This is a genomic window from Nocardia sp. NPDC005746 (assembly GCF_040630785.1).
Taxonomy (GTDB): Bacteria; Actinomycetota; Actinomycetes; order Mycobacteriales; family Mycobacteriaceae; genus Nocardia.
In genome coordinates this window covers 97,998-120,739 of the sequence record NZ_JBEXYE010000003.1, presented here as the reverse complement: position 1 = coordinate 120,739, position 22,742 = coordinate 97,998, and the positions used below count along the sequence as shown (strand labels likewise).

General features: G+C 68.7%; 22 protein-coding genes. 9 read left to right on the top strand and 13 right to left on the bottom strand.

Annotated elements, in window-relative coordinates; genetic code table 11:
* The first annotated feature begins 66 nt into the window (after positions 1-66).
* Positions 67-2,913, top strand: a complete 2,847-nt coding sequence (gene gcvP / locus ABZ412_RS07200; protein WP_357277427.1) for an aminomethyl-transferring glycine dehydrogenase — start codon at positions 67-69, stop codon at positions 2,911-2,913.
* A gap of 84 nt (positions 2,914-2,997) precedes the next feature.
* Here gcvP and ABZ412_RS07195 read toward each other — a convergent pair whose 3' ends face one another.
* From ABZ412_RS07195 to ABZ412_RS07180, 4 genes are all read right to left on the bottom strand, one after another.
* Complete coding sequence (locus ABZ412_RS07195; RefSeq protein WP_357277424.1) at positions 2,998-3,408, bottom strand: hypothetical protein; 411 nt, start codon at positions 3,406-3,408, stop codon at positions 2,998-3,000.
* A gap of 90 nt (positions 3,409-3,498) precedes the next feature.
* The gene (locus ABZ412_RS07190; RefSeq protein ID WP_357277422.1) at positions 3,499-5,100 is read right to left on the bottom strand and encodes a substrate-binding domain-containing protein; all 1,602 of its coding nucleotides are present in this window, start codon (positions 5,098-5,100) and stop codon (positions 3,499-3,501) included.
* Positions 5,101-5,391: 291 nt separating this feature from the next.
* Positions 5,392-5,658 carry a WhiB family transcriptional regulator gene (locus ABZ412_RS07185; protein WP_357277419.1) on the bottom strand — a complete coding sequence of 89 codons (267 nt, stop codon included), beginning with the start codon at positions 5,656-5,658 and terminating at the stop codon, positions 5,392-5,394.
* Between the two features lie 57 nt (positions 5,659-5,715).
* Entirely contained in the window at positions 5,716-6,261 is a 546-nt protein-coding gene (locus tag ABZ412_RS07180) for an HNH endonuclease (RefSeq protein ID WP_357277417.1), read from the bottom strand.
* A 270-nt stretch (positions 6,262-6,531) separates the two neighbouring features.
* On the opposite strand from ABZ412_RS07180, the gene ABZ412_RS07175 reads away from it, so the two are divergent.
* On the top strand, positions 6,532-7,344 hold the full coding sequence (locus ABZ412_RS07175) for an amidohydrolase family protein (RefSeq protein ID WP_357277414.1): 813 nt from the start codon (positions 6,532-6,534) through the stop codon (positions 7,342-7,344).
* Positions 7,345-7,369: 25 nt separating this feature from the next.
* Here ABZ412_RS07175 and ABZ412_RS07170 read toward each other — a convergent pair whose 3' ends face one another.
* The 3 genes from ABZ412_RS07170 to ABZ412_RS07160 form a co-directional block, all read right to left on the bottom strand.
* Positions 7,370-7,951, bottom strand: coding sequence for a hypothetical protein (locus tag ABZ412_RS07170; protein ID WP_357277411.1), 582 nt, complete (start codon positions 7,949-7,951; stop codon positions 7,370-7,372).
* A gap of 28 nt (positions 7,952-7,979) precedes the next feature.
* Positions 7,980-8,180: a hypothetical protein gene (locus ABZ412_RS07165; protein WP_357277409.1), complete on the bottom strand. Its 201-nt coding sequence runs from the start codon at positions 8,178-8,180 to the stop codon at positions 7,980-7,982.
* 380 nt (positions 8,181-8,560) lie between these two features.
* Positions 8,561-9,778, bottom strand: a complete 1,218-nt coding sequence (locus tag ABZ412_RS07160; protein ID WP_357277406.1) for a cytochrome P450 — start codon at positions 9,776-9,778, stop codon at positions 8,561-8,563.
* A gap of 100 nt (positions 9,779-9,878) precedes the next feature.
* On the opposite strand from ABZ412_RS07160, the gene ABZ412_RS07155 reads away from it, so the two are divergent.
* From ABZ412_RS07155 to ABZ412_RS07145, 3 genes are read left to right on the top strand one after another with little or no spacing between them, the layout of a single operon-like run.
* Positions 9,879-10,304: a hypothetical protein gene (locus ABZ412_RS07155; protein WP_357277403.1), complete on the top strand. Its 426-nt coding sequence runs from the start codon at positions 9,879-9,881 to the stop codon at positions 10,302-10,304.
* Positions 10,298-10,525, top strand: coding sequence for a helix-turn-helix transcriptional regulator (locus ABZ412_RS07150; protein WP_357277401.1), 228 nt, complete (start codon positions 10,298-10,300; stop codon positions 10,523-10,525). The genes ABZ412_RS07155 and ABZ412_RS07150 overlap by 7 nt, the downstream gene beginning before the upstream one ends.
* The gene (locus tag ABZ412_RS07145; protein ID WP_357277398.1) at positions 10,522-11,484 is read left to right on the top strand and encodes an NAD(P)-dependent alcohol dehydrogenase; all 963 of its coding nucleotides are present in this window, start codon (positions 10,522-10,524) and stop codon (positions 11,482-11,484) included. The genes ABZ412_RS07150 and ABZ412_RS07145 overlap by 4 nt, the downstream gene beginning before the upstream one ends.
* A 125-nt stretch (positions 11,485-11,609) precedes the next feature.
* Here the strand turns inward: ABZ412_RS07145 and ABZ412_RS07140 are convergent, their stop codons facing one another.
* The gene (locus ABZ412_RS07140; RefSeq protein ID WP_357277396.1) at positions 11,610-12,266 is read right to left on the bottom strand and encodes a TetR/AcrR family transcriptional regulator; all 657 of its coding nucleotides are present in this window, start codon (positions 12,264-12,266) and stop codon (positions 11,610-11,612) included.
* Between the two features lie 89 nt (positions 12,267-12,355).
* Here ABZ412_RS07140 and ABZ412_RS07135 point away from each other — a divergent pair, with 89 nt between their 5' ends.
* Positions 12,356-13,858, top strand: coding sequence for an MFS transporter (locus tag ABZ412_RS07135; RefSeq protein WP_357277393.1), 1,503 nt, complete (start codon positions 12,356-12,358; stop codon positions 13,856-13,858).
* A 297-nt stretch (positions 13,859-14,155) separates the two neighbouring features.
* Here ABZ412_RS07135 and ABZ412_RS07130 read toward each other — a convergent pair whose 3' ends face one another.
* Both ABZ412_RS07130 and ABZ412_RS07125 read right to left on the bottom strand, forming a co-directional pair.
* Positions 14,156-14,659 carry a hypothetical protein gene (locus tag ABZ412_RS07130; protein WP_357277391.1) on the bottom strand — a complete coding sequence of 168 codons (504 nt, stop codon included), beginning with the start codon at positions 14,657-14,659 and terminating at the stop codon, positions 14,156-14,158.
* Positions 14,660-14,800: 141 nt separating this feature from the next.
* Positions 14,801-16,993, bottom strand: a complete 2,193-nt coding sequence (locus tag ABZ412_RS07125) for a malate synthase G (protein ID WP_357277388.1) — start codon at positions 16,991-16,993, stop codon at positions 14,801-14,803.
* Positions 16,994-17,177: 184 nt separating this feature from the next.
* Here ABZ412_RS07125 and ABZ412_RS07120 point away from each other — a divergent pair, with 184 nt between their 5' ends.
* The 3 genes from ABZ412_RS07120 to ABZ412_RS07110 are packed head-to-tail and all read left to right on the top strand — an operon-like array spanning position 17,178 to position 19,854.
* Positions 17,178-17,924, top strand: coding sequence for a glucose 1-dehydrogenase (locus ABZ412_RS07120; RefSeq protein ID WP_357277386.1), 747 nt, complete (start codon positions 17,178-17,180; stop codon positions 17,922-17,924).
* Positions 17,921-18,562: a TetR/AcrR family transcriptional regulator gene (locus ABZ412_RS07115; protein ID WP_357277384.1), complete on the top strand. Its 642-nt coding sequence runs from the start codon at positions 17,921-17,923 to the stop codon at positions 18,560-18,562. The genes ABZ412_RS07120 and ABZ412_RS07115 overlap by 4 nt, the downstream gene beginning before the upstream one ends.
* Before the next feature lie 2 nt (positions 18,563-18,564).
* Positions 18,565-19,854, top strand: a complete 1,290-nt coding sequence (locus ABZ412_RS07110; protein WP_357277381.1) for an acyl-CoA dehydrogenase family protein — start codon at positions 18,565-18,567, stop codon at positions 19,852-19,854.
* Between the two features lie 185 nt (positions 19,855-20,039).
* Here the strand turns inward: ABZ412_RS07110 and ABZ412_RS07105 are convergent, their stop codons facing one another.
* The 3 genes from ABZ412_RS07105 to ABZ412_RS07095 all read right to left on the bottom strand — a co-directional run bounded on the left by ABZ412_RS07105 (position 20,040) and on the right by ABZ412_RS07095 (position 22,677).
* Positions 20,040-20,762, bottom strand: a complete 723-nt coding sequence (locus ABZ412_RS07105) for a hypothetical protein (RefSeq protein WP_357277378.1) — start codon at positions 20,760-20,762, stop codon at positions 20,040-20,042.
* A gap of 293 nt (positions 20,763-21,055) precedes the next feature.
* Positions 21,056-22,057 carry an adenylate/guanylate cyclase domain-containing protein gene (locus ABZ412_RS07100; RefSeq protein ID WP_357277376.1) on the bottom strand — a complete coding sequence of 334 codons (1,002 nt, stop codon included), beginning with the start codon at positions 22,055-22,057 and terminating at the stop codon, positions 21,056-21,058.
* Positions 22,058-22,104: 47 nt separating this feature from the next.
* Complete coding sequence (locus ABZ412_RS07095; RefSeq protein ID WP_357278130.1) at positions 22,105-22,677, bottom strand: DUF305 domain-containing protein; 573 nt, start codon at positions 22,675-22,677, stop codon at positions 22,105-22,107.
* Between the last annotated feature and the right edge of the window lie 65 nt (positions 22,678-22,742).

Here is a 22,742-nt window from a genome sequence, read left to right as displayed (position 1 = left end):
ACAGAGGGGGAGGGCAGACGACACGTCGACCCCCTGGTCGACCCCCGCCCACCCCTTGGAGCAGCCGTGATCTGGACTCGATCCTTCGCCGACCGCCACATCGGCCCCGACAGCGGCGAAACCGGCCGCATCCTCGAGACCGTGGGCGTCGAGTCGCTGGACGAACTCGCCACCAGGGCCGTACCCGCCAGCATCCTGGACGCCCCCGAGGGCAATGGCCTCACCGTGCTGCCCGACGCCGTCTCCGAACACGAGGCGCTGGCCGAGCTTGCGGCACTGGCCAATTCGAACACCGTCGCCACCTCCATGATCGGGCTCGGGTACTACGACACCCTCACCCCGCCGGTGCTGCTGCGCAACCTCGTCGAGAACCCGGCCTGGTACACCGCCTACACGCCCTACCAGCCCGAGATCAGCCAGGGCCGCCTCGAAGCGCTGCTCAACTTCCAGACCATGGTCGGCGATCTCACCGGCATGGAGGTCGCCAACGCGTCCATGCTCGACGAGGCCACCGCCGCCGCCGAGGCCATGACCCTGCTGCAGCGGGCCAACCGCAAGTCCAAGTCGGAGCGGCTGCTCATCGACACCGACCTGTTCCCGCAGACCCGCACCCTGCTCTACACCCGCGCCGAGCCGCTGGGCATCGAGATCGTGGAGGCCGACCTGGCCGACGGCGGGCTGCCCGAGGGCGACTTCTTCGGCGTGATCGTGCAGCAGCCGGGCGCGTCCGGCCGGGTCGTGGACTGGGCCCCGGTCATCGAGGCCGCCCACGAGCGCGGCGCGCTGGTCGCGGTGGGCGCGGACCTGCTCGCGCTGACCCTGATCACCCCGCCCGGCGAGCAGGGCGCGGACGCCTGCTTCGGCACCACGCAGCGCTTCGGCGTGCCGCTGGGCTTCGGCGGGCCGCACGCGGGCTACCTCGCCGTGCACACCGCGCACGCGCGGCAGCTGCCCGGCCGCCTGGTCGGCGTGTCCGTCGACGCCGACGGCAATCTGGCCTACCGGCTCGCGCTGCAGACCCGTGAGCAGCACATCCGTCGCGAGAAGGCGACCTCCAACATCTGCACCGCGCAGGTGCTGCTGGCCATCCTGGCCGGCATGTACGCCTCCTACCACGGCGCCGACGGGCTGCGGTCGATCGCGCGCCGTGTGCACGGACACGCGCAGTGGCTGGCCGCCGGTCTCGGCGACGCGGTCGTGCACCAGACCTACTTCGACACCGTCCTGGTGAACGTGCCCGGCGGCGCCGAATCCATCGTGGCCAAGGCGAAGGGCGAGGGCATCAACCTGCGTCTCGTCGACGCCGACCACGTGGCCATCGCCTGCGACGAGGTCACCACCGACACCCACGTGGTCGCCGTGCTCGACTGCTTCGGCGCGGAGGTCCCGGTCGGTCCCGAGGGCGCGCTCTTCCACGGCAGGCAGCGTCCGCACATCGAGGTCCGCACCTCCGAGTACCTGACCGCGCCCGCGTTCACCAAGTACCGCACCGAGACCGCCATGCTGCGCTACCTGCGCACGCTCTCGGACAAGGACATCGCGTTGGACCGCAGCATGATTCCGCTCGGCTCCTGCACCATGAAGCTCAACGCCGCCGCCGAGATGGAGGCCATCACCTGGCCCGGCTTCAACCGGGTGCACCCGTACGCGCCGGTCGAGGACGCGCCCGGCCTGATCAAGCTGATCGAGGACCTCGAGGGGTGGCTGTGCGCGGTCACCGGCTACGACCGGGTTTCCTTGCAGCCCAATGCCGGTAGCCAGGGTGAGTACGCGGGCCTGCTCGCGATCCGCCGCTACCACCTGGATCGTGGTGACTCCCACCGGGATACGTGCCTGATCCCGTCCAGCGCGCACGGCACCAACGCCGCGTCCGCGGCCATGGTCGGCATGCGGGTGGAGATCGTGAAGACCAGCCCCAACGGCGATATCGACCTCGACGACCTGCGTGCCAAGATCGCCGATCACGCCGAGCGGCTGGCCTGCATCATGATCACCTACCCGTCCACGCACGGCGTGTACGAGCACGAGGTGGCCGAACTGTGCGGCCTGGTGCACGAGGCGGGCGGCCAGGTGTACGTCGACGGCGCGAACCTCAATGCCCTGGTCGGCCTGGCCCGTCCGGGCAAGTTCGGCGGCGACGTCAGCCACCTGAACCTGCACAAGACCTTCTGCATCCCGCACGGCGGCGGCGGTCCCGGCGTCGGCCCGGTCGCGGTGCGCGAGCACCTGGCCCAGTACCTGCCCGGCGACCCGCTGGTGAAGGGCTCGCACGCGGTGTCGGCGGCCATGTACGGGTCGGCGTCGATCCTCCCGATCACCTGGGCCTACATCCGCATGATGGGCGCCGACGGCCTTCGCCGCGCCACCCTCACCGCCATCGCCTCCGCCAATTACATTGCGCGCAAGCTGGACCCGCACTTCCCGGTCCTCTACACCGGCGACAACGGCATGGTCGCCCACGAGTGCATCCTGGACCTGCGCGAGATCACCAAGCGCACCGGCGTCACCGTCGACGACGTCGCCAAGCGCCTGGCGGACTACGGCTTCCACGCCCCCACCATGAGCTTCCCGGTCGCGGGCACCCTCATGGTGGAGCCCACCGAGAGCGAGAACCTCGAAGAACTCGATGCTTTCATCGCGGCCATGATCGCCATCAAGGGCGAGATCGACCAGGTCGAAGCCGGTGTCTGGCCCGTCGAGGACAACCCCCTCCGCGGCGCCCCCCACACCGCCGAATGCCTGGTCGGCGACTGGGACCACCCCTACACCCGCGAAACCGCCGTCTACCCGATGGGCGTCAAGCACACCCGCGCCAAGGTCTGGCCGTCCGTCCGCCGCATCGACGGCGCCTACGGCGACCGCAACCTGGTCTGCTCCTGCCCGCCGATGGACTCCTACACCGACGCCGAGTGATTCGCCGTAGCTGAACAGGCAAGCGCCCCATCGGTTCACGGAACCGATGGGGCGCTCGTCGTGGTGGCGCAGGGGTGAAACGGGTCAGGCGTGGACCGGCTTGTAGGTGGAGATCGCCCAGATCACCACGACGTCGAGGGCGATGATGAGCAGCGACCAGGCCGGGTAGTAGGGGATCCAGAGGAAGTTCTCCACGATGGACAGAGCCGCCAGCACGAGGGCGGCGGTGCGGCCCCAGGTGGAGCCCTTCAGCAGGCCGATCGACACGATGATCTGAATGATGCCGACGCCGATGTGGATCCAGCCCCAGCCGGTGGTGTTCATCTTGTAGATGTAGTCGTAGCCGACGACCAGCAGGTCGTCCGACGCCACCGCGGAAATGCCCTGCAGGACCGAGAGCACGCCGATGACGAGCAGCAGAATGCCGGCACCGATGGTCGTTCCGGCGGCCAGGCCCTGCTTCAATGTGGGTTCGGGACCCGTACTGTGTGTCATCCGCCGAATATGCCACGAGTTAGCTGGCGGATCCGGACATTACGGCCATGTGTTGCCGTGCTGTTGCCCGGCACGGATCCGCCCGCTGGGTCAGGGCGTCGTCAGCGCCTGCGAGACCGCCGTGCCGAACGGCAGATCCGCGGTGGTGCCGACTTTCGTGTAGGTGCCGCCGGTGCGCTGGGTGAGCGTTTGCAGGGTCTGGGTGCCCGCTCCGCCGACCACGATCACGTCGATGCGCACCGGATGCGCCGGATCGGTCGCGGCCGCGATATCGGCGAGCAGCTGGTCACCGGTGACGGGAGAGTCGTCCTCGGGGCCGTCGGTGATGAGCAGGATCGAATTGGTGCGGGCGGCGGCGTAGTTGGCGAGCACGCTCTTGTAGGCCGCCTCCAGGGTGGGATAGGTGCGGTCCTGCTTGGACTGGCTCGCGGTCACCGTGGTCAGGCCCTGGGCGAGGGCGTTGCGCTGGGCGTCGGTCAGCGGCGCGGTCGGGGTCACCACCTTGTGCGCGTTCGCGCCGTCGAGGTTCTTGGAGTACTCCCACACGCCGAGCCCGAACTCCGGCGGCATCACGGTCATGGTGGACGACAGCGCGGCCACGGCATTGCCGAGCCGGGTGCCGAAGCCCTCGGCGGTGGACATGGACGAGGAGACGTCGAGCAGGACGGTCGCCTGCACGCCGAGCACCGGGTGCGCGAGGATCTGATTCACCTTGTCCAGGACGGGTTTCGACGGCGCCTTCGTGGTCGCGGGGGCGGCCGCGCCGAAACCGTTGTCGGTGAACAGTTTCGACTGGTCGGGGGCGCGCAGGAAGTCGGCGAACAGGCCGGCGATGAGGTTCTGGGTCTGGTCGACCCAGCGGCCGGTGAGCTGTGCGGCCGGGAAATCGGCGACCGGGCCCGCGTCGTCGGGCCGGAAGGCGACGAGTCCCGCGTGCGCGCGAATCTGCTGCTCGGTGGCGGGCACGGCGTGCACCGGCCCGGCGGCATCGGGCGCACCGGCGAGATCCGCGAGCGCGCTCGCGGCGTCCTGCACGGCGGGCGCGCTCGCGGCCAGACCGGAGATCGCGGAGACGACCTGTCCGGTGGCGACCGCCTTCTCGTCGAGCGGATCGGTGCCGGAGACACCCGAACCGACCGCGGCCGCGACAGCGACCGTCGCGTCACCGCCGGGCATGGCCAGGCGCAGCTTGCCCCACGCGGGCAGCCCGGCATCGGCCAGCGAACCGGTCTGCAACCTGGCCAGATCCGCCCAGTGCGCCTTCGAGGTATCGAGGGCGTGGCGCAGCTCCTCGGGCACGGCCAGCACCACCGGGCTCACCGCGACCGGGGCCGGAGTGCCCGCGATCAAGCCCGGCACCCGCATCTGCTCGACCGATCGCGAGGACTGCGGAATCCAGAGCGCGGGCTGCGGCCCCAACGCCGGGTCCCACTTGTTCGCGACGAACGCCGCCACCATCGCCGCCGACGGCTGCGCGGTCACCGCCACCTGAGCGCAGTGATCGCGCACATGCGGCGCGGTGGCATTGAACCGATCCGCGGCGGCCTTCACCGGCGTCAGAATGTCCGGGTCGACGGTCACCGCCAGCGTGGCGGTCCCCTCCACACACGACGACGCGGCCCGGCTGTCGTTCTGCTTCGACCGATCCGACAACCATGCCCAGCCGACGACGGCCAGCCCTAGCACAATCACCGCGACGACTGCGATAACCGGTCCTTTGCTGACACCTCGTGACCCGCCCGCGGCGCGATGAGTACCCACGAGCGCCCATCCTATGTTGACGCCCACCACCCCACCTGTTCCAGCCGGTAACGCCCATCCCGCGACCGGCACGAAAACGGGCGGCCACCTCGGATCACCGAGATGGCCGCCCGAGCTGCCGACCCCCACATCGGGGGTTCGGGGGCAGCGCCCCGCCGTCCCCGAGAGTGCGGGGCGAAGCCCGGCCGCGGGGAGGCGGAGGCCCGAGTCCCGAGCGTCGGGTCAGTCGCGGATCATCTTGCCGCGGTCGTACTCGTGCCCGCCCCAGACACCGGACTGGCCGGTGCGGGCCGCGAAGTCACCGCATTCGCGGCGGATCGGGCAGCCCGCGCAGATGCCGCGGGCGTAGTCGAAGTCCTGCGACGGGTACGGGAACCACGCCTCGTGGTTCGGGTCACCCTTGCAGGCCGCGCGCGCCCAGTAGTCCTTCGAGTCGGAGATGGGGAGCAGATCCGCCAGGGTCTGCTCCTGCAGTGCGGTGTTCGTCATCGGATCTCGCTCCTTTCATGTCCGATCACGCGTGATGGGTGTGTTTCGTGCGTCGAGTCAGGACGCGGCCAGTTCCTTCCAGATCTGGCGCTGGGCCCGTTCTCTGTCTTGGGGGGCCTTGGGCTCCCACAGCAGGCGCATGCCGGCCTCCGCGGGAGTCCGGTCCGCCTTGTACGTATTGCAGGGACCGCACGCGGCGATCAGGTTGGCCCAGGTATTGGGCCCGCCCCTCGACCGCGGGCGGATGTGGTCCACGGTGCGGGCCCAGCCGGAGCAGTACCCGCAGCGGTACCGGTCGCGGCGCAGCACCGCGGGGAGGGTGGCGCGGCTGTGGTCGTCGTGCGTCAGGATCCGGTGCTCGAGGTAGACGTAGCGGGTGAGCCGGATGGTCTCCGGCAGCGCCACCTCCACGTGCCGCGAGCGGATCGGGAAGTGCGGCTGCCGTTCGGCGACGGTCTCGGCGGCCCCGCCGAGCAGTAGCACCACCGCGCGCTCGGCGCGGATCGTGGTCAGCGCCTCGTAGGAGGCGTTGAGCAGCAGCACTCCGGCGTGTATCCAATTGTCGGTGGTTATCTCCGGGTCTTCGGCATGACGGAACAGCATGGGGGTCACCATGTTTCGTGAAAGGGATCGAGCGGAAAAGGGAGTCGGCCGGTTACGAATGGGCCCGGAGACGGCCGAAGCCCCGGTACTGTTCGTCGATACTCGGATTCAAAGCCGTCTCCCCCTTCCTGCTGGTCACGACCGTGTCGGTCGGCTGATCTTCGATGAATCACATGGTGGCACAACGACGCTGCGTTGTCGGCTGATTATTTTCGCCCCCGGTGCATGGAGAACGATCCGCGACGGCCGTTTGTTCCCCACACTGGAAACGTGACGATCGACGCTTGGGCTCAGCATCCGACGGAGCGTTTTCTCGCGCGCGACATCTTCGATTCGCTGCGGCGGTGGACCGGGGGAGCGATCCCCACCGGGGAGATCCCGTTGCAGGCGACGCTGGCGGCGATGGACGCGGCGGGCGTCGACCGGGCGCTCATCTCGGCGTGGTGCGCGCCGGAGGGCACGCTCATCTCCAATGACGAGGTCGCCGCGTGGGTGGCCGAGGCCCCGGACCGCTTGACCGCCGTGGCTTCGGTGGACCTGCGGAGGCCCATGGAATCGGTGCGCGAGCTGCGGCATCGGGTCCGCGACGAGGGCTTCGTGGCGGTCCGCGTGCTGCCGTGGTTGTGGGAGGTGCCGCCGACCGATGCCCGCTTCTATCCGCTCTACGCCGCCTGCGTGGACCTCGGGATCCCGTTCTGCACGCAGGTCGGGCACACCGGTCCGCTGCGGCCCTCGGAGCCGGGCCGCCCGATTCCGTATATCGACCGCGTCGCCCTGGACTTCCCGGAGCTGACCATTGTGTGCGGTCACATCGGCTATCCGTGGACCGAGGAGATGATCGCGGTGGCTCGCAAACATGAGAACGTGGTGATCGACACCTCGGCCTACACCACGAAAAGGCTGCCGCCCGAACTCGTCTCGTATCTGAAGTCCGCGAGCGGGCGACGCAAGGTGCTGTTCGGCACCAACTATCCGATGATCCTGCCCCAGCACGCCCTCGACGGTCTGGACGCTCTGGGCCTGGACGAGGAGACCCGCGAGCTGTACCTGGACGGCAACGCGCGCCGCGTCTTCGGGCTCTGACGCGGCGCGCGGGGGTCGTGCGATATCAGGCGGCGGGTGCCGGACCGGCCACCGAGCCGTGGGCCCCGGTGTGCTCGACGGGCAGCTGGTCGTCGAGTGGAATCCAGTCCTCACGCCGCTGCGCGATCCGCCCGCCGGAGACGGCGATGGCCGTGGCCGCGAGATCGACGGCCAGTGTGGTGTCGTCCTCGGCCATGGCGAGGATCGACAGGCTCAGCAGTTGCGCGGTCCGGCTCGGTCCCGGCGTGGGGGCGAGCTGGTCGATGGTCGCGGCGGCCGGGCAGCCCGTCGACAGCATGATCGCGGCGGCCAGGAACTCGACCGGGGTGGACGCTGTCAGATGTGCGCCCCGAGCCGCCGCGCTGATCAGGCTGTGTGGCGTCGGGAGGCCTTGGGGCAGCGGCAGACTGGGGACCGCGCCCCAGCGGTGCAGCGGCGGGAACATCTCGAAGTCGGAGCGGCCCAGCCAGCGGCGGTGGCACAGCTGGGCGAGCCGCTGGGCGGTGTCGCGTAATCGGGTCTGCTCGGCCTGGAAGCTGAGCGTGATCTGCCTGCAGGGCAGCAGCGCGATCGGGCGGTTGACGGAAGGAACAACGACTACGTTCATGAGGCAGCTCGTTCTCTTCGCGGCGGGATCAACCCTGCACGTCGGCCGGCATCGGGGTGGTGCGGGTGCGGCGCCAGGCCGCGCCGAGGAACAGCGCCGAAATGGCGAACATCGCCATCAGGATGAGCGTCGCGAAGAACAGCGTCACGCCGGCCCCGAGGCTGCGGCCGCTGTGGTACCAGATCGCGGCGGCCGCCAGGACGGGACCACTGGTCAGGAGTGCGGGCATTAAAGACAGCAAACCAATAGCAAATAATGTGGATGTCGACGGGGACCGTTTGACCGCATCGAACCACTCAGCCAATCGCTGGCTTTTTCTCACCGGCGTTGCTGTCCCGACCATTCTTGCGACACCTCCACATCGTCCGAAAATGCGGTCCCACCAGTACGGCCTGAGTGACGTTAACGCATCGAACGGTTTCGGAAGGCGGACTTTTATCGAAAGGTGACCACTCGGTTTGTTCTGTCTCGGACGTTTGACGGCGTTTTCTCAGCTTGCCTTGGTATTCGCCACTTATTAGCCCTGGTCGACCGACCAGTTTTGTGACGCACGTCGCTCTCGCCGTGGGCGAGTCGTGGCACATCCCGGCTCCGGGTGGATGCGCGGGCCTAGAGCTGGACGGGAAGCTCCTTCAGGCCGTGCATGAGGGTGCTCGGATGCCATTCCAGCTCCTGCGCCGGGCGCGCCAGACACAGATCCGGGAATCGGGAGAGCAAGGCCGAGAAGGCGACTCGCGCTTCCAGGCGGGCCAGGGGGGCGCCGACGCAGAAGTGGATGCCGTGGCCGAAGGCCAGATGGCCGCCGGTGTCGCGGGTCGGGTCCAGGGCGTCGGGCTCCTGGTAGCGCTCCGGGTCGCGGTTGGCGGCGGGGAGTGCGACGAAGACGAATTCGCCTGCGGGAATGTCGGTTCCGGCGATGGTGACCGGTTCGGCGGTGTGGCGGACGGTGCTCATGTTCACCGGCCCGTCGAAGCGCAGGAACTCCTCGATGGCGGCGGGAATCGCCTCCGGATCGGTCTGCAAGGCGCGCAACTGTTCCGGATTGCGCAGCAGTGCGAGGGTGCCGTTGGCGATCAGGTTCACGGTGGTGTCGTGGCCTGCGATCAACAGCAGCGTGGCCATTCCGACCAGTTCGGTCTCGGTCAGGGTGTCGCCGTCGTCGGCCGGCAGCACCAGCGCCGACAGCAGATCCGATTCGGGCTGCTCCCGTTTCGCCCGCACCAGCCCGGTCAGGTAGTCCGCCATGGCCGCCGCGGCACTGGCCCGATTCTCCTCCAGCCCCGCCACCGCGACGAGCGCCCGAGTCCACTCCTGGAAATCGTCGCGATCCCCGAGCGGCACCCCGAGCAGCTCGCAGATCACCGTGATCGGCAGCGGTTCCGCGAACTCGTGCAGCAGATCCACCTCGTCCCGGCCCGCCAGCGCGTCCAGCAGCCCATCGGTGATCTCCTCGATCCGAGGCGCCAGCTCGGCGACCCGCCGCGGCGTGAACGCCCGGGTCACCAGCTTCCGCAGGCGCGTATGCCCCGGCGGGTCGGTGCTCAGCATGTGGGTCAGCACCGCCAACTGCTTCGGGTCCGACGGTGGCACACCGCGTTTCCGGCTGAGCAGCTCGTCGTTGACCGCCGCCGCCTTGCGCAATCGCGGATCGTTCAACGCGGCCCGCCCGGCCGCGTAGTCCAGCACGACCCACCGCACGATCCCGTCCGGGAATCGCACCTGCCGCACCGGCCCGTCCTCGCGCCAGCGGCGGTAGTGGGCGTGCGGGTCGGCGAAGAATTCCGGACCGAGCGATTCGATACGGTCCAGGGCTTCGAGATCGGCCATGGTTCCGACATTAGCGGATGGAATCGGTTGCGGCGAAGGCTGTTTCGCGACAATGTAAAGAATTCTGTACATGCTGTCGTGTTTTCTTTACACTGATCGCATGCCTTACGAGGAAAAGCGAACCTGGATCCTGGGTGTCGTGGCCGTCGTCTCGTACGCGATCTACCTGATCGTCGTGCTGGTGCGGGCGCGGCACGCGGCGCTGGTCGAGGTCGCCTATGTCGCGCCGATGCTGTGGGCGATCGGGGGTTCCATCGCGGCCTCGATCGTGGCTACCATCGCCGTCGCTATCGGGTCCCGCGATCGCGACCGGCGCGATCAGCGCGACCGTGAAATCGACCTGCGCGGAACGCATGTCGGCCAAGCATTCGTCGTTCTCGGCGCCATCGCGGCGCTGGTGCTGGCCCTGGCCGACGGTGACACCTTCTGGATCGCCAATGTCATCTACCTCGGATTCACGCTGTCCGCGGTCGTCGGCGCGGCCGCCAAGCTGGAGGCCTATCGGCGGGGGATGCGGCCATGGTGAAACCCACGAAGGTCACCAACAACATTCGCGCCCTGCGGTTCTCGCACGGCGAGATGACCCAGGCCGAGCTGGCCGACCGGCTCGGCGTGACCCGACAGACCGTCAACGCCATCGAACAGGGCAAATACTCGCCGTCGCTGGAGATGGCGTTCCAGATCGCCCGGGTGTTCTGCGCACCGCTGGACGAGATCTTCGAATATCCGGAAGAGGATGAGTCGTGAAAGCTATCACCCAGGACGCCTACGGCACCGTTGATGTGTTGTCCTACAGTGACATTCCCACCCCGCAGGCGGGTCCGGACGGGGTTCTCGTCCGGGTCCGGGCCGCGGGTGTGGACCCCAGCGTCTGGCACATGATGACCGGCGAACCGCTGGTCGCCCGGCTCGCGCTGGGCCCTCGCAGACCCCGGGAGCGAGTGCGCGGCTGGGACGTCGCGGGCATCGTCGAAGCGGTCGGCCCGCAGGTCACCGCATTCGAGCCCGGAGACGAGGTCTTCGGGACGGTCCCCGGTTCGTTCGCCGAATTCGCCGCCGCCCCCGCGGCCAAGCTGCAACGCAAGCCCGCGAACCTGAGCTTCGAACAGGCTGCGGCGCTGCCGATCTCGGGTACGACCGCACTCACCGGCTTGCGCGACGCGGGCCGCATCGAAGCCGGCCAGCGCGTGCTGATCATCGGCGCCTCCGGCGGTGTCGGTCACCTGGCGGTCCAGCTGGCCAAGCACTACGGCGCGGAGGTGACCGGTGTGTGCTCGGGCGCGTCCGCGGGCTTCGTTACCGGGCTCGGCGCGGATCATGTCATCGACTACCGGACCGAAAAGCTCAGCGGCCGTTACGACCTCATCCTCGATATGGCCGGAAACCGCCCGCTGGCGTTGTTGCGCTCCCTGCTGACCGAGACCGGCACCCTGGTCCTCGGCGGTGGTGAGGGCGGCGGCCGCTTCTTCGGCGGCCTGGGCCGTTCGGTGCGCGCCGAGTTGCTCTCGCCCTTCGGACGGCAGCGTCTGCGCGCCCTGCTGGCCCTGCCCAAGCCCGAAGCCCTGGCCATGCTCGCCGAACTCGCGACCGCGGGCGCGGTCGTCCCGCACATCGACCGCACCTACGCCCTGTCCGAAGCGCCCGCCGCCATCACACACCTGGCCGCCGGCCACTCGCGCGGCAAATCGGTCATCGTGGTCAGCTGACTCGGAAAACGCCCGATCGGCTCCGGCCATGACACTGCCGGGCGCACAGGTGAATCAGCAAGGTCGGCGGACAGGCGCGGGGCCGTGGTCCTGATAGATGCCATACGGGGCATCTATCGGGCGGGTCAGTCCAGTCGGCCGTAGATCAGGCGCAGGATCGCTTCGGTGAGGTCGTCGAGGCCGCGAGCCACCTCGTTCGGGGGCGCCGCGGACAACTGCGACAGCCGGCCGTCGCGCATCAGGGTGACGAGAGTCGCCAGCGTCGCCGAGTCGATGCCCTCGGGAGCGAGGCCGGCCGCGCGGTCGCGCTCGATCTTGGCGGCCAGCGCGCTGGTGAATCGGTTCTGGATGGTGGCGATGAATTCGGTCAGTGGCGGGTAGTTGTTGTCGTACCCCTCCAGTGAGCAGACCAGGATCGTGCTGTTGTCGTGCCAGATCGCGGCCGTCCCCGCGAGTTGGGTGCGCAGGAGTTCGCGCTGCGGGCCGGCGGACGGCAGCCAGACGTGGGTCTTGGCGTAACCGTCGCTCACGTCCTCCATCAGGCGCGCGAGAACCGCGTGTTTGGACGGGAAATAGAAGTAGAAGCTGGTGCGCGAAATGCCTGTCGCGGTGGTGATGTCGTCGACGGTCACGTTGGCCATCGGCTTCTCGGTCAGCAGCCGGCGGGTCGCGTCGAGGATCTCGGCCTCGCGCTGATCACCCTTCGACACGGCGCCGCGGCGGCGCAGTCCTTCGGTCGTGACACGGGTCTGGTTCACCTTGCGTCCGCCCTGCTGCGCCATGCGTTCACCCTATTCGAGTTCCATTCCTGCAATGGACGTGGCGTCTATCATAATCGACACTGTGTCGATTCCGTCGTAGGGTTTCACGAATGACCTCCCCGCTCGAGCATCGGCGTTCCCCCTCGCCGACCGCGATCGTGCTGACCATGGCCAGCACCGTGTTCCTTCTGGCCATGGCCCAGACCCTGCCGGTGCCCGCGCTGCCGCAGATCGGTATGCAGCTCGGCGTCTCGGCGACCACCGTCGGATGGGTCACGACCGCGACCATGCTGGCCGCCTCGGCGCTGACGCCACTGCTCGGGCGATTGGGTGATGTCTACGGACACAAGCCGGTCATCCTGGCGACGCTGGCGGTGACGCTGGCCGGCAGCTTGATCGCGGCCTCGGCGCACAGCATCGATCTACTCATCGTCGGAAGGGCCTTGCAGGGGGCCAGTTTCGGACTGTTCCCGCTCGCGATCAGCGTGCTGCGCCATGAACTTCCCGCCGAGCGCCTGACCGGTGCGCTGGCCGTCACCGCGTCCACGCTGGGCGTGGGCAGCGGTGTAGCGCTGGTGGCCACGGGTCTGCTGACGCAGGGCGGCGCGGATTACCGCCGCATCTTCTGGCTGTGCGTCGTGCTGACGGTGGTGGTGCTGGCGCTGGCGTTCTTCACCCTGCCGCGGCGCGCGGGCCAGGGCGGTCGCGTCGACTATGTGGGCGCCGCCGTCCTCGGTGTCGGTCTGGTCTGCTTGCTGCTGCCGATTTCCCAAGGCCACGAATGGGGTTGGGGCAGTGCCCGGGTGATCGGACTGTTCATCGCCGCGGTGGTCGTGCTGGCCGGGTTCCTGGTGCTGCAGTCCAAGCTGCGTTCGCCGCTGGTGGCGACCTCGCTGCTGGCGCATCGCCCGGTCGCGGTGACCAATCTGGCCAGCTTCTGCGTCGGTTTCGCGATGTTCAGCGTGTTCCTCGGGGCGACCTACTTCGTGGCGACGCCGCGGGCGCTGGCGGGCTTCGGTTTCGACGCCTCGGTACTGCGCACCAGCGTGGCCTTCATGCTGCCGGGTGCGGTGGTCTCGGTCGTGATGGGCCCGATCGCCGGCCGCCTGGTCGGGCGGATCGGGGCACGCTACGTCCTGTTGCTCGCCAGCGTCATCGGCCTGTTCGCACTCACCGCTCTGGCGCTGCTGCACACGACCAGCTCGGAAGTCGTTGTCGCACTGATCATCGCGAACGCCGCCATCGCCATCGCCTACGCCGCCATGCCCGCTCTCCTGGTCGCCAATGTGGCGCCGCACGAGACCGGCATCGCCAACTCGATCAACTCGATCATGCGCACCGTCGGCGGCGCGATCGGCAGCGCACTGGTCGTCACCATCCTCACCAGCGACACCCTCGGCCACGCCCTGCCCAACGGTGCGGTGATCGCGCTCCCGGCCGAAGGCGCCTACCGCATCGCCTTCCTGACGGGCGCGGCCTTCTTCGCGGTGGCAGCGCTGCTGGCCGGCTTCGGCCTCGGCCACACCGGCCGCCGCCTGACCCCGCACGAGGTCGAGGAGGACGCCGCCTTGGCCTCCGCCGGCGAATTCGCCACCGCCTCCGCCGCCCTCTGATCCGAAAACGCCCGAACCCCTCCGCCGTCCGTACGGTGGAGGGGTTCGCGCTGTCGTCCGCGCGGTCTTACAGCGGGATCGGGCCCGCCGAGCCCGAGGTGAACCACGACACGGTCGCGTTGACGTGGGTCAGGATGACATTGACGATCTCGAGAACGGCAGAACCCATCGATAAATCCTCATGCTCGGGGTGATTGACGCTGCGCAGCGTATCCGACCCGCTCCGAAATGGGGAATCCCCGGTCGACGAGGGCCGACCGGGGATTCCGTTGCAGCTCAAAAGAAGTCGATGCGCGATCACCTGCCCGCGGAGCCGCTGAAGATCGGCAGCACGGCAGCCGCCGAACCTGACGCGGAGCCGGAGTTCACAGCGCTGCCGATGATGCCGCACGCGCTCGACACGGCGGATCCCGGCGAGAACGAGATGTCGGGATAAGTCGACGGATTCTTCGGGCAGATGCTCACATTGACCGAACGCGAGGAGACGCCCTGGGTGACCGTCAAGGTGTACGCGCCCACGGCCGGTGGGGTCCAGGTGATCTGCGCGAACCCATTGAGCCCGTCTGCACTGGTGTACGGGGTGTCCTGACCGATAACGGTGCCGTTGACCGTCAAGGTCACCGGGCTGAGCCGGTCGGCCCCCTTGGTTGTGATCGATACGTGGCAGGGCACCGCGGGTGTCCCGCAATCGACGCCGAAATTGTCGATGGCGGCATGGGCGGTCGGGGTCAACAGCAATGGCAGCGCGAGCGCCGGCGCGCCGAGCAGCCTGGCACGAGCGATCCGCGAGGAGTTGATCATCGCCGGATCATATTTGGAATCAATGCTTTTCACACCTGGCCCGGCTGCCCCGGATTCCGGGGGCAGGCCCGGGAAAAGGGGAATCCCCGGTCGACCGTGGTCGACCGGGGATTCCGTGTCATGCGCCGAAGCGGCTGATCCCTACACGCTCTTGTTGAACGCCTTGGCCTCGCGGCGGCGGCGGTGCAGGATCGGCTCGGTGTAGCCGTTGGGCTGGGTGGTGCCCTCGAGGACCAGTTCCTTCGCCGCCTGGAAGGCGATGGAGGCGTTGAAGTCCGGAGCCATGGCGAAGTACGACGAGTCGCCGGCGTTCTGGCGGTCGACGACGGGGGCCATGCGCTCGAGCGAGGCGATCACGTCGGCCTCGGTGACGATGCCGTGGCGCAGCCAGTTGGCCATCAGCTGGCTGGAGATACGCAGGGTGGCGCGGTCCTCCATGAGGCCGATGTCCTTGATGTCGGGCACCTTCGAGCAGCCGACGCCCTGGTCGATCCAGCGCACCACGTAGCCGAGGATGCCCTGCGAGTTGTTGTCCAGCTCCTGCTGGATCTCCTCGGCGGACCAGTCGGTGTTCGGGGCGAGCGGGATCTCGAGGATCTCGTCGACGGTGGCGCGCGGGCCGCCCTTGGCGATCTCGGCCTGCCGCTTGAACACGTCCACCAGGTGGTAGTGGGTGGCGTGCAGGGTGGCGGCGGTGGGCGAGGGCACCCAGGCGGTGTTGGCGCCGGACTTCGGGTGGCCGATCTTCTGGACGAGCATCTCGGCCATCAGATCCGGCATGGCCCACATGCCCTTACCGATCTGCGCCTTGCCGGGCAGGCCGGTGGCCAGACCGGTGTCGACGTTCCAGTCCTCGTAGGACTTGATCCACTGCTGGCCCTTCATCTCGGCCTTGCGGACCATCGGCCCGGCCTCCATGGAGGTGTGGATCTCGTCGCCGGTGCGGTCCAGGAAGCCGGTGTTGATGAACACCACGCGGTCCTTGGCGGCGAAGATGGACGCCTTCAGGTTCACCGTGGTGCGGCGCTCCTCGTCCATGATGCCGACCTTGAGGGTGTTGACCGGCAGGCCCACGACCTCTTCGATACGGCCGAACAGCTCGTTGGTGAAAGCCACCTCGTCCGGGCCGTGCATCTTCGGCTTCACGATGTAGATCGAGCCGGTGCGGGTGTTGCGCAGCGCGGTCTCGTCGCCGGCGGCGTTGAGGGCGTGCTTGGCGATCAGAACGGTGATCAGGCCGTCCATGATGCCCTCGGGGATCTCGTTGCCCTGGCCGTCGAGGATCGCGTCGGAGGTCATGAGGTGACCGACGTTGCGCACGAACAGCAGCGAACGGCCGTGCAGCACGAGCTCGCCGCCATCGATCGCGGTGTAGACGCGGTCGGGGTTCATGGTGCGGGTGAAGGTCTTGCCGACCTTGGTGACCGTCTCGGCCAGATCGCCCTTCATCAGGCCCAGCCAGTTGTGGTAGCAGAGGACCTTGTCCTCGGCGTCCACGGCCGCGACCGAGTCCTCGAAGTCCATGATCGTGGTGACCGCGGACTCCAGCACCAGGTCCTTGACACCGGCGGTGTCGGTGGAGCCGATGGGGGAGGACGGGTCGATCTGGATCTCGATGTGCAGCCCGTTGTGCTTCAGCAGCACCGAAGTCGGGTTGGCCGGGTCGCCCAGGTAGCCGACGAGGGCATCGTTGTCGGCCAGGCCGATCTCGGTGCCGTCCTCGAGGCCGACCACGAGCTCGCCGTCCTCGATCGAGTACTTGGTGGAGCCGACGTGCGAGCCGGTGATCAGCGGCACCGCGTCGTCGAGGAAGTTGCGGGCCCACTCGATGACCTTGTCACCGCGGACCTTGTTGTAGCCCGAGCCCTTCTCCGCGCCGTTGGCCTCGGAGATGGCGTCGGTGCCGTACAGGGCGTCGTAGAGCGAGCCCCAGCGCGCGTTCGCGGCATTGATGGCGAAGCGGGCGTTCATCACCGGCACGACCAGCTGCGGTCCCGCCTGGGTGGCGATTTCGGCGTCCACGTTCTCGGTGCCGATCTGGAAGTCGGCCGGTTCGGGACGGAGATAGCCGATCTCGGTGAGGAACTGCTTGTAGGCAGCCTTGTCGTAGCCTGCGCCCGGGTTCGCGCGGTGCCACTCGTCGATCTTGGCTTGGATGTCGTCGCGTTCCGCCAGCAGTGCGCGGTTGCGGGGGGCGAGGTCATTGATGACGGCCTCGGCACCCGACCAGAACGCGGCGGAATCAACTCCGGTGCCGGGGAGGGCCTCGTTCTCCACGAAATCGTGGAGCACCTTGGCAACCTGCAGCCCGCCGACCTGAATCCGCTCTGTCATCTATTGCCTCATTTCGAGAAGCCGGGTGGAAAAAGTACGCCCGTCATATTACTCGCGGTTACTGGGCGGTATTCCCCGGCCCTCGTGGTGCGGGCCTCGGCCGATGGGGGTTGATTGTATCGATCGGTACATTTAATGTACTGGTTGGAACATTTTCCGGGGGCGCGACGTGAAGGTGCGATTCATGGGAAAAGCCTTGTCGGGCAAGGTCTCTGTGGTAACAGGCGGCAGCCGCGGGCTCGGGCGGGAGATGGTGCGCGCGTTCGCGGCCGCCGGATCCGAGGTCGTGATCGCCAGCCGCAAGCTCGACGCGTGCGAGGAACTGGCGCGGGAAGTGCGCGACGCCACAGGGCGGCGCGCCCTGGCCGTGGCCTGCAATGTGGGCGATTGGGGGCAGTGCGAGTCGCTCGCCGAGGCAGTCCATGCGGAGTTCGGGCGTGTCGACGTCTTGGTGAACAACGCCGGGATGTCGCTGCTCTATCCCAGCCTGGACCAGGTTTCCGAGGCCATGTTCGACAAGGTGATCGCCACCAATCTGAAGGGGCCGTTCCGGCTTTCGGCGCTCATCGGCGCGCGCATGGCGGCGGCGGGCGGGGGATCGATCGTGAATATATCTTCGGTCGAAGCCGCTCACCCCGAACCGCTCGCGGTGCCGTACGCGGCCGCGAAGGCCGGGCTCGAGGCGCTGACCGGGGGTTTCGCTCACACCTACGGACCGGCGGTGCGGGTCAACACGATTCGCTGCGGGCCCTTCGACACCGATATCGCCCAGGCGTGGCCCGCGGAGATGCGCACCGAACTCGCGCGGCACACCGCGCTCGGCCGCCTCGGCGTTCCCGCCGACATCGTCGGGGCGGCGCTGTTCTTCGCCTCCGACGCCTCCGCCTACTGCACCGGCGCGACCCTCGCCCTGGACGGTGGATTCCGGTGACCGCCGCCGTGCCGGCCCGCCGCCGCGGCCGCCCGCCCGCCGCCGCGGCCGGGCCGGGGGAGACGAGGGAGCGGATCGTGGCCGCCGCGCTGGAGTTGTTCGCGGAGAAGGGCTTCCACGGCACCGGCGTCGCCGAGATCGGGGATCGTGCCGGGGTGCAGCGCGGGGCGTTGTACTACCACATCGGGTCCAAGGAAGAGCTGCTCTGGCAGATCCTCGGCGACTACACCCGGCTCATGCTGGGCGAGGCCGAGCAGATCGCGCACGGCCCCGACCATCCGGTCACCAAGCTGCGCAGGCTGATCCACTCGCACGTGGTCATGATCATCGAGAACCGCGCCGCGGTCGCCATCCAGCTGCGCGACGTGTCCGCGCTCAGCGGTGACCGGGCGCGCGAACTCCAGGACCTGCGCGACCGCATCCAGAACCTGTGGCAGCAGGTCATCGACGCGGGCACCGCGGCGGGCGTGCTGCGCACCGCCGACCACGTGGTCACCAATGGCGTGCTCGGCATGCTCAATTCGGTGACCTTCTGGTACCGGCCCGGCGGGCAGCACACGCCCGACGAGATCGCCGGCATCCTCTGCACCACCGTCCTGGACGGACTCATCCAACCGCGCAAGACCACGAAAGGCTGACCATGGCTTGGGATTTCGGCACCGATCCGGAGTATCAGAAGAAACTGGACTGGGTCGCGGAGTTCGTCCGGACCGAGGTGGAACCCCTCGACCTGATCTACCCGAACCCGTACGACCGCACCAACCCGGAGATCCGGGCGCTCATGCAGCCGCTGCAGGAGAAGGTGAAGGAGCAGCAGCTGTGGGCCTGCCACCTGGGGCCGGAACTCGGCGGCCCCGGCTACGGTCAGGTGAAGCTGGCGCTGCTCAACGAGGTGCTCGGGACCTCGCAGTGGGCGCCGCTGGTGTTCGGCTGTCAGGCGCCGGATTCCGGGAACGCCGAGATCCTCGCGCACTTCGGCACGCCCGAGCAGAAGGCGAAGTACCTGCGGCCATTGCTCGACGGCGAGATCGGGTCCTGCTACGTCATGACCGAGCCGACCGGCGGGTCGGATCCGACGGCGTTCCAGACCCGCGCGGTGCGCGCGGGCGACGAGTGGGTCATCAACGGCGAGAAGTGGTTCAACTCCGCCGCCGAATTCGCCACCTTCCACATCGTCATGGCGGTGACCGACCCGGACGCGCCGCCGCATCAGCGGCTGTCGATGTTCATCGTGCCCGCCGACACCCCCGGCCTGGAGATCGTGAAGAACTTCACGGTGCCCGGATTCAGCGAACACGAAGGGCACCTGCGGTTCACCGATGTCCGCGTCCCCGCGGACTCGCTGCTGGGTGCGGAGGGGCTCGGATTCATCGTGGCCCAGACACGTCTGGGCGGCGGCCGCGTCCACCACGCCATGCGCACGGTCGCATTGGTGCGCAAGGCCTTCGACATGATGTGCGAGCGCGCCGTGTCCCGCCCCATGGGCAAGGGCAATCTCGGCGGCAAGCAGATGACACAGGAGAAGATCGCCGAATCCTGGATCGAGATGGAGCAGTTCCGGCTGCTGGTGCTGCGCACCGCCTGGCGCATCGACCAGGAGCAGGACTACCGCAAGGTGCGCCACGACATCGCCGCCATCAAGGTCGCCATGCCGAAGGTCATGCACGACATCGCCCAGCGGGCCATGCACCTGCACGGCGCCCTCGGCGTCAGCACCGACCTGCCGTTCACCGACATGATGACCTACGCGCAGATCATGGCCATCGCGGACGGACCGACCGAGGTCCACAAGATCACCTTGGCCAAGGAGGTCCTGAAGGCCTACGCCCCCGCGGATCCGGTGTACCCCAGCGGCTATCGGCCGATCCTGCGCGAAAAGGCCCGCCGGCTGGTCGCCGACCGCCTCGAGCACACCATCGCCAACCTCTGACTACCCATCGAGTGGCACATCCTGGCGGGCGATTCGGACGAATTCCCTCCAGGATGCGCCACTCGGCGATCAGCCGGCGGGGGCGGGTTCGTCGATGGTGCGGACGTAGGTGTCGATGTAGGTCGAGAGGAGTAGTTCGACCGCGGTGATGAATTTCGTGGCGTTCGCGGCCGGCGGGTGCCGGATCAGCCCTGCCGGGGCTCGATCCAGAGGGCCTCGGAGACGGCGCACAGGTCGCCGTCCGCGGTCGAGAGTGTCACTCCGACAGTGTGTTTGCGGCCCTCGCGCCCCACCACCCAGGCATGGGAGATGTAGTCGTCCCCGGCGTACAGCGGGCGGATCTGGGTCGCGCTGAGGGCGGCGGTGAACGCGCCGCTACCCATGCCGGAGAAGGCGAATGCGGCACGACCCCCGGGGCAGTCGAGCGCCGACCAGACCACCTCGGGTGGGAGTTCGCCGGACTCGTCGGCCAGCCCGGCATCGGGGGTCCAGGCGGCGGCCATCTGCTCATGTCCGGGCAGTTCCGACGGGAACAGGCGCAATCCGAGGCCGGGCGCGCAGGCCAGCCCGCAGCCGTAGCAGTCGGTGACCGTGCGATCGCCCGACAAGCTGAGCTCGACAGCCGATTTCGCCGCCGCCCACGACGGCGCGGGACGCGGGTCGAGGGTGAGTGCGGTGGGCGCGGCCTCGACCAGCAGAGTGTCGTCGGTGGCGGTGAACGCGGCGTGGCCGTGCTCGGGCCGCGACAGCAGGATCGGGGTGCCGACGGTGACCGCGCGCCGGAAGTCGACGCGCACGGTGTCCGCGCCCGACTGGGCGGCCAGCAGGCCCGCGAGATACCCACCGAACGCGATCTCCGGATAGCCGTGGATGTGCGCGGGGATGGTGAGCGCTTGCGCGTGGGTCATCGTCGAAGCCCCACCTTTCCCGGCCGCCATGGCCGATCGGTCAGAACTGACGATACCCAGGCCGGGATCGCGCACTGCCGTGAGATTTCGCACCCCGATGATGACGCGAGCAGCGGGGTCGTCGCCGAGCAGCGGCCCGCCGGTATGGCAGCGAGAGACGGGGTTGGGGCAGCGGACAATCGTGGGCGGGCGACGGCCGATGAGGGGGCGGCCGATCGATCTCGGGCTGATCGGGCGGCGGCGGGTGCGACAGCCCGGACGGGCGGCCGGGGCGGACCTGGCGGCGTCTGGGACTATCGGCGCTTGCGCTCGCGGACGACGTGGGAGCGCAGGCGGGAGATGCCTTTCACGCGGACGCTGCGCAGGTGGCGCAGCGTCAGGTCGGGATCGCTGTCGAGTTGGGCGGCCGCGCCGTCGTCGGCGAGGACCGTGCCGGGGCGGGCCACGCCGGTGAGGCGGGCGGCGACATTGACGACGGTGCCGTAGAGGTCGCCGAAGCGGGTCAGGACCGGGCCGTAGGCCAGGCCGACGCGGAGCTGCGGCATCTCCGGAATCGTCTGGGCCGCACGGGCGATCGCCGTGTGCATGGTCAAGCCGATGCGCGCGCCATCGCGCGGATGCTCGGCGGCGAACATCACTTCGTCGCCGACGTTCTTGATGACCCAGCCGCCGTGGGCGGTGATCACCTCGGTGGTGGTGGTCTCGAAGGCGTCGAGCAGTTCGGTGAGTTCGTCGGGGTCCAGGTGCCGCGACAGTCGGGTGTAGCCGACCATGTCCGCGAACCCGACCAGCAATGGCCTGGTGGCGGTGCCGGATTCGTGGGTGCGGCTCAGAGCCGCGGCCAGGTGCCGCTGCCAGGCGTACTCGTGCAGTTCGGCCAGCACCGCGATGGCGTGCGCGGTGGCGTCACGGCTTTCCTCGGGCGTCGTGCCGTCGTCGGCGGCGAGGCGGCCGCCGACCTCGCGGGTGATCAGATCGGCCTGCCATTCGGCCAGGCGCGCCATCGCCTGGCCCATGGTGCGAGCGGCCGCGACCTGGCTCTGCTCATTGGTCAGCGAGGCCGCGCTCAGGGCCGCGAAAGCGCGGACCGCGGCGACGTCGTTGTTGGTGAACGCCACCTCGTCGTCACTGGCGGCGGCCGGGAAACCCAGGGCCACCCACAATTTCCGGGCCTGCTCGACGGGCACTCCGGACAGTGCGGCGACCTGCGTGCGGGTGTACCGGCGCGGCCCGCCCAGCAGCGACCGCTCGACCACCGCGTCGACGATCTCGGTCGACCCACCGGATTCGATCATGCGGTCAGTACAGCACACGACGCGGCCGCGAGGGGCGGTCGGGAATCTCACGACAGCGGTTGGGCATTGCGCTGCGCGAGCATGATCGTCATCAGGCCCGCTTCCTGCGACTGCGACGCGATCATGCCGCGCGCGGACTCCTTCACCGGACCCGAGGAGACCAGCTGATCGGCCGCCTTCGCCATGGCCACACCACCGCGGTGATGCCGCAGCATGAGCTGCAGGAACAGCACCTCGGCGTCCTTGCCGCGGGCGGTCGCGAGGGCGTCGAGTTCGGCCTGGGTGGCCATGCCGGGCATGGACGCGCCGTCCGCCATCGCCGAATGATCGTGCGCCGCCGCCGAATCCGTGGTCATCCACGCCATCGGATGCGCGGACCGCGGTGCGGCGTTGGCCAGGCGCAGCCAGCCGAGCAGGGTGCCGATCTCCATGCGCTGGGCATCGGCGATCTGCTGGGCCAGCTGCCGAACCATGGGGTCGACGCCGGAGTCCAGGCGCTGCACCATGATCAGGGCCTGCTCGTGGTGCGCGGACATGTCCTGACTGAAACCGATCTCGACCGGGCTGAGCACCGGTGCGGCGGAACGGCTCTCGGGAATCACCAGGGGCCGCAGCAGCATCCCGGCGGCGAGCAGGACGAGGGCGAGCACGGCGATCGCGAGCGGTCGCCGCACCCGATCCCGCG

Excerpts from the sequence above, each read along its gene's own strand:
- ABZ412_RS07195 (WP_357277424.1), bottom strand. The coding sequence starts at position 3,408 with ATGACACACAGTACGGGTCCCGAACCCACATTGAAGCAGGGCCTGGCC.
- ABZ412_RS07185 (WP_357277419.1), bottom strand. The coding sequence starts at position 5,658 with ATGACGAACACCGCACTGCAGGAGCAGACCCTGGCGGATCTGCTCCCC.
- ABZ412_RS07180 (WP_357277417.1), bottom strand. The coding sequence starts at position 6,261 with ATGCTGTTCCGTCATGCCGAAGACCCGGAGATAACCACCGACAATTGG.
- ABZ412_RS07170 (WP_357277411.1), bottom strand. The coding sequence starts at position 7,951 with ATGAACGTAGTCGTTGTTCCTTCCGTCAACCGCCCGATCGCGCTGCTG.
- ABZ412_RS07165 (WP_357277409.1), bottom strand. The coding sequence starts at position 8,180 with ATGCCCGCACTCCTGACCAGTGGTCCCGTCCTGGCGGCCGCCGCGATC.
- ABZ412_RS07160 (WP_357277406.1), bottom strand. The coding sequence starts at position 9,778 with ATGGCCGATCTCGAAGCCCTGGACCGTATCGAATCGCTCGGTCCGGAA.
- ABZ412_RS07155 (WP_357277403.1), top strand. The coding sequence starts at position 9,879 with ATGCCTTACGAGGAAAAGCGAACCTGGATCCTGGGTGTCGTGGCCGTC.
- ABZ412_RS07150 (WP_357277401.1), top strand. The coding sequence starts at position 10,298 with ATGGTGAAACCCACGAAGGTCACCAACAACATTCGCGCCCTGCGGTTC.
- ABZ412_RS07140 (WP_357277396.1), bottom strand. The coding sequence starts at position 12,266 with ATGGCGCAGCAGGGCGGACGCAAGGTGAACCAGACCCGTGTCACGACC.
- ABZ412_RS07135 (WP_357277393.1), top strand. The coding sequence starts at position 12,356 with ATGACCTCCCCGCTCGAGCATCGGCGTTCCCCCTCGCCGACCGCGATC.
- ABZ412_RS07130 (WP_357277391.1), bottom strand. The coding sequence starts at position 14,659 with ATGATCAACTCCTCGCGGATCGCTCGTGCCAGGCTGCTCGGCGCGCCG.
- ABZ412_RS07125 (WP_357277388.1), bottom strand. The coding sequence starts at position 16,993 with ATGACAGAGCGGATTCAGGTCGGCGGGCTGCAGGTTGCCAAGGTGCTC.
- ABZ412_RS07120 (WP_357277386.1), top strand. The coding sequence starts at position 17,178 with ATGGGAAAAGCCTTGTCGGGCAAGGTCTCTGTGGTAACAGGCGGCAGC.
- ABZ412_RS07110 (WP_357277381.1), top strand. The coding sequence starts at position 18,565 with ATGGCTTGGGATTTCGGCACCGATCCGGAGTATCAGAAGAAACTGGAC.
- ABZ412_RS07105 (WP_357277378.1), bottom strand. The coding sequence starts at position 20,762 with ATGACCCACGCGCAAGCGCTCACCATCCCCGCGCACATCCACGGCTAT.
- ABZ412_RS07100 (WP_357277376.1), bottom strand. The coding sequence starts at position 22,057 with ATGATCGAATCCGGTGGGTCGACCGAGATCGTCGACGCGGTGGTCGAG.
- ABZ412_RS07095 (WP_357278130.1), bottom strand. The coding sequence starts at position 22,677 with ATGCTGCTGCGGCCCCTGGTGATTCCCGAGAGCCGTTCCGCCGCACCG.